Here is a 12,667-nt window from a genome sequence, read left to right on the forward strand (position 1 = left end):
CACATCCATTTAGAGATTTAAAGACCATTTATTACTGATTCAAATTAAAAATCCATTGCTTCACCGGATTCCTAGTCCGGAATCCTTAATTTAACGGGGCATTTAAAAAGAGAAAGAATGAGTAATTTATCAGCTATAGGATTTGACATTGATAGCGAAGAGGAATTTTATATTTTGGCTAAGAAAGCTTATGCAAAAGCTAGCTCGATCAAAACTGATAAAGGTACTTATTTTCAGTATTCAGATTCTTCCGGAGCTGAACTTTGGATTCAAAGTAATACGAAGCACGAATTGATTGGTGTAAACCCTTATTATAAAGGAATTAGTAAAAGAACCGTTTGCTTGACAGCTAATATTGATAGGGAAATAAGTGCCTTAGATGGAGCTTTTCATTCATGGGCTGCACCAACTGAATCAGGCAATCCTGAAAGTGGGGCTTATCCATTTGTTTTTGATGTGCCAAACCATAAATCATTGGGAAGTATAAAGTTTCCACAAAGCATTGAAATACAACTGTCAGCCTTTGCTCAAGACATTGATTACTATGAAAATGAAAAAGCATTTGAACAGGGGCAAGAAGGGGAACAAAAATGGGCAGCTCAATCCTTTGTGCCGAGTGGATTGTTTAATTCTAATGAAAACCCTGATGCTAGTGCAGGAGCAGTTGGACTAATTTCCGGAACAATTAAAGAATCAGAGAAGAAAAGAAATGATTTAACCGGTCAGGAATTTCAATGGATGCTTGTGGATACTTTGGGAGGTGAAATTGATGTAGTAGCAGATTTAGAATTCTTTTCCACCGATCCACAGGTTGGAGGAGTAGTACAAGGTCAATTTTGGCTTACAGGCCAACTTTTAAAGCTACCCGAATTGGTTTAATTAGAGAGAAAAAGATATAATAAATAGCCAATACTAGAAGAAAATAAGGCCTACAATAACCAATTCTCCTCACAACTGTAAAAGTCACCAAACTGGACCCTGAGCCTGTCAAAGGACCCAGTTTTTAGGGTAATTGTGGGTATTTTAGGAAATGAGTTCCCTGATTGTTTTTTAAGCCTTGGGTGATTTGAAAATGTAACTGGATTTAATACGGCCATTCTAGCACCAAATGGTGTATCATTTTTTACATTTCCCATTAAAACTTTAGTATATCCACTGGTTTTCTTCTCCGGAATCTTTAATTTAAGAGATAAAACAAGCAAAAGGGGTTGGGTGCATAGACGATATATACGCAACTCCCTAGCTAAAACATAGCTATATACAGATTGTTGGCAACAAGGCAAGAAGGATACTGCAAATAATGAAATTTTATGAAAAAAGAATCATTTTTCTTTGAGGATAAGCTAAAAGATATTAATGCCAAGTTCACTAAAGATGGTTGGGTGACTATTTATGATAGCAGTTCTAATGAAAATGAATCTTCACTTATTTATTGTTGTCTAGTTGACAAAGACAAAAAAGAAGAATCCAAAAAAAATAATAGTTGGCATTTTCATATCGGAAGTGAAGGAAAGCCAAGTGTATGGGGTGATAATTCATATACTACCAATGCTGAAACAGGAATTAAACCCTTCTTAGTACAACGAAATTTTTCCTTGTCAGATAGGTATGAAAGTTTCTTTGATGTTTCTGAAGAATTCATTTTATACTTTAATCTGTATGAAAATGGTGATAATAAACAAAATAGAAAGTATTACTATATTGATGACCTTGGTAATCTTGACGAGGTTCTAATTTTTGAGCCTAAAAGAATACGTGTAAAACTGAAGTACTTAAAAGAATACATAACAATTAGAGAAATGTATTTTATAGTGAAATATAGTTTTGACAGGTTTATAAAAGCAGATAAAATTGATTGGGAAATCAATAGCGAAGATGAAGTTATTAGTGAGGACCATTATATCTATCATAGGATAATAAGACCTTTGGATAATCGAATGCAAAGCGCAGTATTGGGTAAAGTGTTTATTGAACCTAACACTCACAAAAAGTATCATCAAGACTTAAGTGATGATTATGAAACTTTTTCAATAGGTTATGATGAAAATGGAGATGAGCTTTTTGAAAGCTGTGAAAAGACAAATGAAAAATATTTCAAACTAACTTATTTTAAAAAGGAAGTGCTTAATAAATATTATAATGAACCTCAGAAATATTAAGTTGATTCTTTTGAGATTCGTTCAAAGTTCTTCTCTTTAAAAATAGATAATAATATAGAAGAGTATGTCCCTGTTTTCCTTGTAGAACTTGGGTATCTGCCTTATAAGGAACAACTGCATTGGAAACAATATAATATTCCTCATCAAGATGAATTTGGCATGAGTTCAACATATTATAAAACTATGATTGAGGGTAGTTGGGCAGGATATCCCGAAACTCATGATTTATACTTTAAGTTTAAATATGAAGATTTTAATAAAAAATGGGAGGATAAATTCGGTTGGAAGTTTTATAAGCCTTTAGCAGCTGAAGACAAGCACCTTTATACATCTTTACATATTCCAACAACTAATAATGTGAAAGCCTTTTGCGAACAGGTTTTAACTATTGTAAAATTGACAATTGATAGGCTTAACGAAAAGCAATTACAAAATGAAATAACTATAGAAAAAGGAGACAAAGGGATTACAAAACTTGAAAAGTTTCTAAAAATCTATGAAATAGAAATACCGCAGATGTTTGAATTTTTGAGAAACTTACAGAGTCTTCGCTCAGGATTAATGGCACATACATTCAGTAAATCAGATAAGAACTGTAAGAAGGCAATAGCTTATTTTGCCTTGAATGATGAAAACTATATTGAAGTAGCAAAAGAAATTTTAATTAAGTCTGTTTTCACCTTAAATACCTTAGAGAATCAATTTAAACTAAATAATACGAAATAATAAAACTATAATGAGCTTAACATACGATGATTTTAAAAGTGGTCAAAAGTTATTTAGAGGAAAAGTATCTGAACGGTTTTACTTCAATGGCACAGAAATATTTAGATTATCGTCGAATGAATACTTCATACGAGCAGATAGTCACATTTTACAACCAGTTGGTTTTAATCCAGATATTGAAGTCTTTAGAATTCAAGGTCGCTTAGTTCTAGTATTTTTAGATAATCACCATTATACATTCATTGAACCTATTGAGGTAATTGAAAGCCAAACTGTCAATCAATTTGACGGCTTTGAACCAAATAAGGTATATGAATTACGCAATGGACAATCATGGCAACAAGTTAGTGGCCCCAATGCACCGAATCACGTTTCAACAGGATATGTTAAGATTATTAACAATGAGACAATGATGGTTGACAATTTGAGTTTTTATCCAACCGTGACCTTGGTTAATAGATACTAGAGTAATAATAAAGCCCAGTTGCCAACAATAGTTAATAAAGCATAGGCTTGCCGCAGGCGCAACACAAGCCTACGGCTTCATAGCCGTGCCGTTGGGCACAAGGTGGAATTGCCATAAAAGGATATCCTACACGTTTAAAATTAATGTTTTTTTATAATTATTCTAATTAATTGTTTCAATTTTTAAGGGATTAATAAAATGAAAAAATTACTCCTTGCCTTCCTCATGTTAACCTTTCTTTTCGGATGTGAAAAGGAAGAGATTGAACCAAAAGTAGATAAAATTCAACTCCTTTCTGGAGGCACCTATTCAGGTAAGAAATGGGAAATGATTAGTTTTGTTACAATCTCAAACTATTTTACTTGGGATATTAACAAGTTCGATACTATTGATTCTTGGCCTAATTACCCTGAGTCTATCAAAGATAATGTTACTATAATTTACCCAGATGGTAAGGCCGAATTAGTTGAAGGTGCCATCCATTATAATGAGGATACCCCTCAAATTTTCAACGATTTACAAACGTGGATGTTAAATAGCAATCAAGATAGTGTTGTTATTTATGACGCTGTAGGCTTACCTTCAATACACGCTACTTGGGGGATTGTTGTTACTGAAGATAAAATAGAATTGACTCGCCAAGAATTAGATTATGTATTCAAAGGAAGTTCTTTGACACAAATAGTAGAATTTAAGGGGATTGATTAACCCAGTGTGCAACATTGTATATACTCAATAGGGTTTTGTGAGTTAAGTGCTTTCAGTTTTAATACGCGGGATAATGAATCACTTCGACCACCCTACTGTGAGTTTACACTTAGCGTTAGTGTGCCATGAAGCTGTGGTAATCCAATAGCTGTAATTACCTACCTAAATAATTTGATGTTCCTTTAGAAGACACCTTATGTGTATATATGTAAAAAGAAAATAAAAAAGGGTATCGATAATCCGTATGAGCGAAAAGTTCATAGCCTGCCCTGTAATTAACAGGGTACGGTTTGATGAAGGGGGCGCTGATAATTTATTGCTTATTATTATTATCTTTATAGGTATTAATAAAGTAGGCTATCAGGTTCTACTCTACTAACCAACCTAACAAGCCCAGATATTATAAACTTACTTCCTTGTCCAAATTAAACCATTTTGAAAAACAGCTGTCTAAAAAGCAAAAGATTTCAAATGATAAAATACTTGGTTTTAATAATAACTTGCCTTGGCTCACAACTTTTTGCTCAAGAAAATAACAAGCATTTATCCGCTACAATAATTGGCTCTGGCTCACCTAAATTTAACATAGAACGCTCGGGACCTTCTGTACTAATAGCTTACAAAAACACGCAAATTTTGGTGGATATGGGAAATGGTACCCAAGCCAATTTGACCAAAAACAACACTAAAATTAAGGACATTGATGGCTTCCTTTTTACACATCATCATTTAGACCATAATGAGGAGTTTACCCCTATTTTTATCCAGTCGCTTCTTGGGGGAAACAGCATAATTGTTGCCGGACCAAAACCTACTACAACAATGGTAGATCAAATCCTTACCATTTATGAAGAAGACATTGCCTATCGACTCTCAAAATCCGGAAGAAGTATAAGCGATGTTAAATCCAACTTCACCGCTAAAGACTTGACCGGAAACAGCCCATTCTATATTGGAAATATAAAAATCACCTACATACCTGTAAACCATACCATTGAAACATACGCCTATCGTTTTGATGCAGGAAATGAATCTATCGTAATTTCTGGAGACTTAACCTATTCTGAATCTTTACCTATCTTGGCTAAAAATGCCGATTATTTAATAATGGATGCTGGTGGAGCTATTGAGTTAGGAAGGAAAAGAAATGCTACAAGAAAAAATAACAATAGGAACAGTACTAAAGAAAAAGCGCACGTTAATTTAGCAGAAAGTTCTCGAATGGCTAAAGAAGCCAATGTTAAAAATTTAGTCTTAACACATTTCAACTTTACAACTGTTGATGAAGAAGCTACATCAGCCGAAATACGTAATCATTATTCAGGCACCATTATATTTGGAAAAGACTTAATGTCATTGCCTCTCAAACAAAATAGGACTACAAACAAGCGTACCAGTTCAAAGTATAGCTACCCCATTGTTGATACAGGAATTAAGAATTTTTACTCTGATACAAAAGAAATTTCCAGACCATCTATTGGAGAACCTTTTTATGGACAAGATGCCAATTATACTGGTAATCAGCCCTCATACACCGACAATGGCGACGGCACAATAACAGATAATGTCACAGGCTTAATGTGGGAACAAAATATGGGGACAAAAATGACACTGGAGGAAGCCACTCAGAAAGCAAAAAACACTAAACTAGGCGGTTATTCTGATTGGAGAGTACCCTCAATTAAAGAGCTTTATTCGCTGATACAGTTCACCGGAAAAGTTAAAGGAGCTACTGCCATAGAAATGTTTATTGATACAGATTACTTTAATCAACCACTTGGAAACAGTAAATTAGGAGAACGGGAAATTGATGCACAGACTTGGTCTTCAACAGCATATGTTGGAAAAACCATGAGATCTGATGCAACGATTTTCGGAGTTAATTTTGTAGATGGCCGAATTAAAGGCTATCCGAAATACAATCCAAAAACAGGTGCTGACAACAAAATGTATTTCCGTTTGGTACGTGGAAATACAGAATATGGCAAAAATAATTTTATAGATAATGGCGATGGAACGGTGAGTGATTACGCTACTGGATTAATGTGGCAAAAAACGGATGATGGTAGGGGTAAAGATTGGGAAGAAGCCCTACGCTACGCCGAAAACATTGAGCTAGCCTCACATTCAGATTGGCGTTTACCTAATGCAAAAGAATTACAGAGTATCGTGGATTATACACGTTCCCCAAAAACAACCAATTCACCTGCAATAAATCCTGTTTTTGAATCTACTCAAATCAAAGATCCGGATGGAAACCCTGGACAGTATCCTTTTTACTGGACGAGTACAACACACTTAGATGGACAAAACCCCTCTGCACATGCTGTTTATGTTGCTTTCGGGGAAGCACAAGGAAAAATGAATGGTAGGTTGATGGATGTTCATGGTGCGGGAGCGCAAAGAAGTGATCCAAAAAGCGGGAATAAGAATGACTATCCTGAATACTTTGGGCCACAAGGTGATGTTCGATATGTTTATAATTATGTAAGATCTGTTAGAGATATCAACCACAAAGAAAATACCGAGACTACCCAGGAATCAGTTCAAAAGAGTGAACAGGCGCAGCAAAATCAACAAAAGAATAATGGCCAGAATTTAAAAACCACAGCCCCTTCTTTCAAAAAAATGCTGACGAATATGGATACCAACAAGGATGGGAAAATCGCTAAATCAGAAGCAAGGGGTAAATTGAAAGAAAACTTTGATCAACGAGATAAAAACAAAGACGGTTATATTACAGAAGAAGAATTGACTAGAAGAAACCGATAAAAACCTGGTTCATCAATGTGAAAAAATATTAGCCGCTTAATCGCTCAGTCTAAACAAAGTATACCTATAAAAGGACCGTGTTTAACCTAATAGTTGCAGTTCAAAGATCCTCTACTATTCTTTTACCCAAACCCTAATGAGCCATGAAGCTGTGGTAATCCTTTAGTTGTAAATCTTACCTAAATAATTTGCTGTTCCCTTAGAAGGGCTTCTATCAGTAAACTTTAGATGGTTTCGCAGAAGCTTAGCAGGCTAAAATGTTCAAGCCGAAATGCGTAAACGCGCCAGAGTGTTTGCCGAGCAGATACTACCTTATAGCCATTTGCATAGCATTTTAAAAACTTCCCATTAAAACTTAAGCGTATCTTCTATATTCCTTGTCTGAAAAACGTAATTTAACAGGTGAAATTTGTGTAAGTAGCGGAGCGCATAGGTGTTTTTATGCAACTCTTTAATCATTTAGGTATTTAAGCAATAGTGGTGGTACATTAAATATATGGAGACATAATATGATAATAGCTTCTTTAATGATTGTTATAGGTTTTATAAGCCTAATTTTTGGAGCGAATTGGCTTGTATCCGGGGCTTCTTCATTAGCGAAAAAAAATAATGTTCCTGATCTGGTTATAGGATTGACAATTGTAGCATTTGGCACTTCTGCACCTGAATTGATCGTTAATAGCGTAGCTTCATTTGATGGGTTTTCTGACATCGTTTTTGGAAATATTATCGGCAGTAATAATTTCAATTTGTTCATTATACTCGGTGTTGCAGGTCTCATTTATCCAATTACCGTTCAATCTTCCACAGCATGGAAAGAAATTCCTATTTCCCTGATTGTCGCCTTATTATTGTTGGTCCTGGCCAACGATTTTTTTATAAATCAAAACCCTGAACTTTCAAACATTGACGGCCTGATTTTATTGACCGGATTTGTTTGTTTTATTTATTATGTTTTTACCCAATTGAAACAAGAAAAATCTGAAGTGATTGCCTATGAAGAAAAATCAAATTATAAAATTGGGGCATTAATTATAGTTGGCATGGCTGGGCTTATCATTGGAGGGAAATTAGTGGTCGACAACAGTATAAATATGGCGACTGAATTAGGCGTTAGTCAAAAAATAATAGGTTTAACCATAGTTGCTGCCGGAACCTCCCTTCCGGAATTGGTTACATCAATGGTTGCAGCCATAAGAAAGAATAGCGATATCGCCATTGGAAACGTAATTGGTTCAAATATCTTTAATGTTCTGTTAATACTTTCCATCAGTTCGTTTGTAAATCCAATTGAATACAACCCGAATTTTAATCAGGATTTATTAATATTAATAGGAGGTACTGTTTTTCTACTTTTGGCAATGTTTACCGGAAAAAGAAAAAAACTTGATCGGTGGGAGGCTTTAATCTTATTAAGTTTCTATTTGATTTACACGACCTTTTTGGTATCAAAAGAAATATAAAAAACCAATAACTAAAAATCCTATGACCAGATACTGGTCGTTGAGCTGGTCGAAGGGTACTTTCTATACTGAAAAACAGATGGATTGAAAAATCTACCGGGATAAACCGGATTCTGTAGTTAAAGTAGAATTGACCTATGAGGTTAGTGTGGACAAAAATAGAAATTCAATAAAACCTTAGTTTGACTAAAGAATTCCTTGTCTGAAATGTTTAATTTAACAAGTGTTTTAAACCATGGAGTTTGGTGTATATGCCTTTAAATGCTACTCCTAATATAAATAGGTAGGTAAACAGTTGTTCGACTCAATTAAAAAATAAGTAATTTTACACCCATTAGCCTGTAATTTTTCGTATAATAAGCAAAAGGGAAAAGATATGAATTCAACCAAAGATTCAATTAAAGATATTCCTGAGAAAATTTCAGATAGCCAGGTGGTTACCTATATACATTCAGGAGATTTAGGAACAAAACAAGTTAAACTCTTCAAAACCTTGACTCATTCAAGCGATAAAGTCATTTCTGAATGGTTTGATGTTAGTGAAAAAACTTTCTATAGTTATAGAACCACTACAGCAAAATTAAATATAAATTTCAAAGAAAAACTACTTTTATTAATATCCTTGTATAAACTAGGAGAAAGAGTTTTCGGCTCCAAAAAAGCATTTAATGATTGGTTGGAAAAACCTAATTTTCATTTTAACAATAAACAACCTGTAGATTTTTTTAAAACCATTTCTGGTATTAGATATATTGAGGACAGATTAACCGGAATGCTATATGGAGATAATGCTTAATTATGGAAGTATACAGAATTTCACACAAAGATTACTCAAAAGTATTATCAAGTGCTGGTTCATCAAACAGGTGGAATTATGAGGGTGAATATGTTATTTATACAGGTTCTTCCAGGTCATTATCAACATTGGAGTTAATTGTTCATAGAAATTCCATTAAAAAGCTTCCTGATTATGAAATGATGATCTTGTCAATAGCTGATGAAGATAATTTAATGGAGCAAATTTTAATCAAAAAATTACCGGCTAATTGGCGTTCATTTACATCCTATTTTAAATTACAAAAAATAGGTTCAGCCTGGTATAAAAAACAAAGCTCCTTAGTACTGAAAGTACCTTCTGCGGTAATACCAAAAGAATACAACTATATTATTAACACAAAACATCCTACCTTCAATACGAATGTCTTATTAGTTAGAAACGAAGAATATTTTTTTGATGAAAGATTGTTTGAATAAAAACTGTATTTCTTAACTAAATATCCTATGATTGTCGCTTACCCAAACCGGTCCCTGAGGCTGTCGAAGGGTATCGATTGGAAAATCTGGGGATTGCACATGACAATGGTTTAATAGGTGACTTGGACCAACCCATTCAATATTTTTTCCCCAAATACATCGATATCCTGCACACCGCTACCTGGCCGGTAAGCCTGAAAGATGCACTTACAATGTCTGCAGGATTGGACTGGAATAAATGGGAACTTCCTATATCAGACCCGGAAAATGAAGTAATAAAAATGCTTTTCAGTCAAGACATGTATGATTATGTATTGAAACGAAATATTGTCACCGGAACTCAACCGGGAGATAAGTTCGAGTACAACAGTGGCCTCTCGGTACTGCTTGGTGGTGTTATACTAGATGCTACCGGAATGCCAGCTGATACATATGCCGAAAAAACATTGTTCAATCAATTGGGAATCCAACATTACAATTGGTTTTCCCTTACAGACGAAGTTCATACAGGTGGTGGACTCTGGTTACAGCCCAGAGATTTTCTGAAAATGGGCCAATTGGTACTTGGTAGGGGAAAATGGAATAAATAACAGATAATTTCTGAATCTTGGATAGAAGAATCTACTGCCTTTCATCTACCACACTTGGAAAACAGTGGTTACGGTTATCAATGGTGGCGAGGTGAATTGAATGTAGATGAAATGAAATTCCCTATAATTTATGTAGCCGGCTACGGTGGACAATTTTTATTTATAGTTCCTGATTTGGACCTTGTAACTTTGTTCTTGCATCATAATCCAAAAGATTTGGAATTAAGCCATACCATGGCATGGAAAGAAATGGAGAAATTTATTGTTCCTTCTTTTATAAGAAGATTAAACCATTAACCTTATAATGCCAAGTGGCTAGTATCAACTTCTTTCGCTAAATTTATAAAATACCAAAAAAGGGTTATGACGTCACAAACTTCTTGCAAGCATATCACTGCTATCTCAGAATTTAAAACAGCCAATGAGCATGTTTGCGAAGAATGTGTAAAATTGGGTGATGGTTGGGTACATTTGCGCACATGTCAGGAATGTGGTGTTACGCTTTGTTGTGACAATTCTAAAAACAAGCATGCAACAGCTCATTATCGTTCCACTAACCACCCGGTTATTAGTTCAGGAGAACTTAATGAAAGGTGGCTTTGGTGTTATGCCGATAAAGCTTTTGTAACCTATTAAACCAAACCATTTATGATAGATTCTAAATATCCGGAGTTAACCGAAATACAAGTTGAAAAACTTAAAACCTATGGTGAGGTTGAATTTTACAAAGAGCCTACGGTGGTGTTGGATTTTGGTGATCAGCATTACGATTTTTTTGTAGTACTCACCGGTGGAATAAGAATTATAGATCCTTATAAAAGAGAGGATAGCATTGCCATCCACAGAAGACATCAGTTTTCTGGGTCTAGTAGTATTTTGTCTCATAGAACGGTTGGTGTTTGTGGCGAAACATTAGAAAACACACAGCTTATAAGAATAAGTCCAGAAAAATTAAAAAGTGCCATTGCTAAATTCAGTGATATTAGTGATGTGCTTTTGAACGCTTTTTTACAACGTGAAGATGCACTGAAGAATAACGTACAAGGCATAAAACTTATTGGTTCTGAACACTCTAATGAAACTTATGCCATTCGTGATTTCATGGATAAAAATGATATCTGGTACAATTTTATAGATTCTGATAAGGAAGAAGGATTGGTACAAATGTTAGCCACTTTCAATCTTAAGGAATCTGATTTACCTGTTTTAATCAATAGTCAGAATGATATTTCTATTCGTCCGTCTATAGATGAAATTGGAGAATGTACCGGTGTTCGTTTACAGCTAGATGATGAAATTTACGATGTACTGGTAGTTGGAGCGGGCCCGGCAGGATTGGCAGCTAGTGTGTATGCAGCTTCAGAAGGACTAAAAGTGTTGACTATTGATAGCAACTCCCCGGGTGGACAAGCTGGTAAGAGTTCTAAAATTGAAAATTACCTGGGCTTTCCTACAGGAATTTCCGGTAGGGATTTAGCGAATAATGGCTATATACAAGCACAAAAGTTTGGCTGTACCATTTCTGTACCACATAGGGTAGAGGGCATAGAGCGAAAAGACAATTATTATCAAATCAGTTCTAGCAACACTTCTATTTTAAAAGCTAAAACAGTAATTGCGGCTACAGGTGCAGCCTATAGAAGGTTACCCTTAGAAGGTATTGAAAAATTTGAAGGTTCCGGTATATACTACAGCGCCACCTCTATGCATGCAAATATGTGCAGAAATAGTGAAATTGGTATTGTGGGTGGTGGTAACTCAGCAGGTCAAGCAGCATTATTCTTGGCAAATTATGCGCATAAAGTTTATGTGATAATTAGAAATGAGGACATAGGTGCCAAAATGAGCGATTATCTGGTACAGCGTATTATCGCTTGTGAAAATATTGAAGTATTGACCGGTAGTAACGTGATAACAGTTGAGGGAAGCACCTATTTAGAAAAGGTTGAAATCAAGAAAAATGAGACCTTAGTTGAAAATGATATTGGTTATCTTTTCACATTTGTAGGAGCAAAGCCTTGCACAGAATGGTTAGATACTATTATTGATACAGATGCCAAAGGTTTTGTACATACGGGACTTGCCATTTGTGACAATGCTTTAAATAGCGAACCTGAGTTTGGTCAGAGAAAGCCGTATACCTTTGAAACTAGTTTACCGGGATTATTTGCAGTTGGCGATGTACGCTCAGGTTCTGTAAAACGTGTAGCTTCTGCCGTAGGTGAAGGTTCTATTGTTGTAAGTGATATTCATAAATTTCTGGCCCAAGACAAATTTGCTACTACCGCAAATTAAACCATCTATGCAGTATAGAAGGGATGTCTCAAACTGATCAGTTTTTGCTCTATGGGCAATTTAAGTTAAATTTTATGCTGTTTAAATCTCGTATTTATTGTCGATCCAACGAAGCACAGCCTTTTAGCCATTTCCAGTCAATTTTCAACAGTTTCCATTAAAACTTTAGTGAGAGAGCAGGATTCCTTGGCTGAAATGCTTAATTTAAGATGGGCTTTGAAATGGAAAAGAAGG

The 12,667-nt window shown here is 35.0% G+C and carries 13 protein-coding genes; all 13 read left to right on the forward strand.

Annotated features, from left to right (window positions below):
* Positions 1-117: 117 nt before the first annotated feature.
* The 13 genes from Q4534_RS00360 (at position 118) to Q4534_RS00420 (ending at position 12,433) form a co-directional block, all read left to right on the forward strand.
* A complete protein-coding gene (locus Q4534_RS00360) occupies positions 118-879 on the forward strand; it encodes a hypothetical protein (protein WP_303611175.1) in 762 nt (253 codons plus the stop codon).
* 431 nt (positions 880-1,310) lie between these two features.
* The gene (locus tag Q4534_RS00365) at positions 1,311-2,159 is read left to right on the forward strand and encodes a hypothetical protein (protein WP_303611176.1); all 849 of its coding nucleotides are present in this window, start codon (positions 1,311-1,313) and stop codon (positions 2,157-2,159) included.
* A 159-nt stretch (positions 2,160-2,318) separates the two neighbouring features.
* Positions 2,319-2,885, forward strand: a complete 567-nt coding sequence (locus Q4534_RS00370; protein WP_303611177.1) for a hypothetical protein — start codon at positions 2,319-2,321, stop codon at positions 2,883-2,885.
* A gap of 10 nt (positions 2,886-2,895) precedes the next feature.
* Positions 2,896-3,351: a hypothetical protein gene (locus Q4534_RS00375; RefSeq protein ID WP_303611178.1), complete on the forward strand. Its 456-nt coding sequence runs from the start codon at positions 2,896-2,898 to the stop codon at positions 3,349-3,351.
* Between the two features lie 198 nt (positions 3,352-3,549).
* Entirely contained in the window at positions 3,550-4,059 is a 510-nt protein-coding gene (locus tag Q4534_RS00380; protein ID WP_303611179.1) for a hypothetical protein, read from the forward strand.
* Positions 4,060-4,530: 471 nt separating this feature from the next.
* Positions 4,531-6,831 carry a DUF1566 domain-containing protein gene (locus Q4534_RS00385; RefSeq protein ID WP_303611180.1) on the forward strand — a complete coding sequence of 767 codons (2,301 nt, stop codon included), beginning with the start codon at positions 4,531-4,533 and terminating at the stop codon, positions 6,829-6,831.
* A gap of 509 nt (positions 6,832-7,340) precedes the next feature.
* Positions 7,341-8,294 (forward strand): calcium/sodium antiporter, encoded by a 954-nt coding sequence (locus tag Q4534_RS00390; protein WP_303611181.1) that lies wholly within the window; start codon positions 7,341-7,343, stop codon positions 8,292-8,294.
* Positions 8,295-8,670: 376 nt separating this feature from the next.
* Positions 8,671-9,090, forward strand: coding sequence for an MbcA/ParS/Xre antitoxin family protein (locus Q4534_RS00395; RefSeq protein WP_303611182.1), 420 nt, complete (start codon positions 8,671-8,673; stop codon positions 9,088-9,090).
* Between the two features lie 2 nt (positions 9,091-9,092).
* On the forward strand, positions 9,093-9,548 hold the full coding sequence (locus Q4534_RS00400) for an RES family NAD+ phosphorylase (RefSeq protein ID WP_303611183.1): 456 nt from the start codon (positions 9,093-9,095) through the stop codon (positions 9,546-9,548).
* A gap of 77 nt (positions 9,549-9,625) precedes the next feature.
* On the forward strand, positions 9,626-10,138 hold the full coding sequence (locus tag Q4534_RS00405) for a serine hydrolase (RefSeq protein ID WP_303611184.1): 513 nt from the start codon (positions 9,626-9,628) through the stop codon (positions 10,136-10,138).
* 54 nt (positions 10,139-10,192) lie between these two features.
* Positions 10,193-10,435, forward strand: a complete 243-nt coding sequence (locus tag Q4534_RS00410) for a hypothetical protein (protein ID WP_303611185.1) — start codon at positions 10,193-10,195, stop codon at positions 10,433-10,435.
* 66 nt (positions 10,436-10,501) lie between these two features.
* Positions 10,502-10,774, forward strand: coding sequence for a UBP-type zinc finger domain-containing protein (locus Q4534_RS00415; protein WP_303611186.1), 273 nt, complete (start codon positions 10,502-10,504; stop codon positions 10,772-10,774).
* A 12-nt stretch (positions 10,775-10,786) separates the two neighbouring features.
* Positions 10,787-12,433, forward strand: coding sequence for an FAD-dependent oxidoreductase (locus Q4534_RS00420; protein ID WP_303611187.1), 1,647 nt, complete (start codon positions 10,787-10,789; stop codon positions 12,431-12,433).
* The last annotated feature ends 234 nt before the right edge of the window (positions 12,434-12,667 follow it).

Origin of the sequence: Cyclobacterium sp. 1_MG-2023, assembly GCF_030546805.1 — a bacterium.
Taxonomy (GTDB): domain Bacteria; phylum Bacteroidota; class Bacteroidia; order Cytophagales; family Cyclobacteriaceae; genus Cyclobacterium.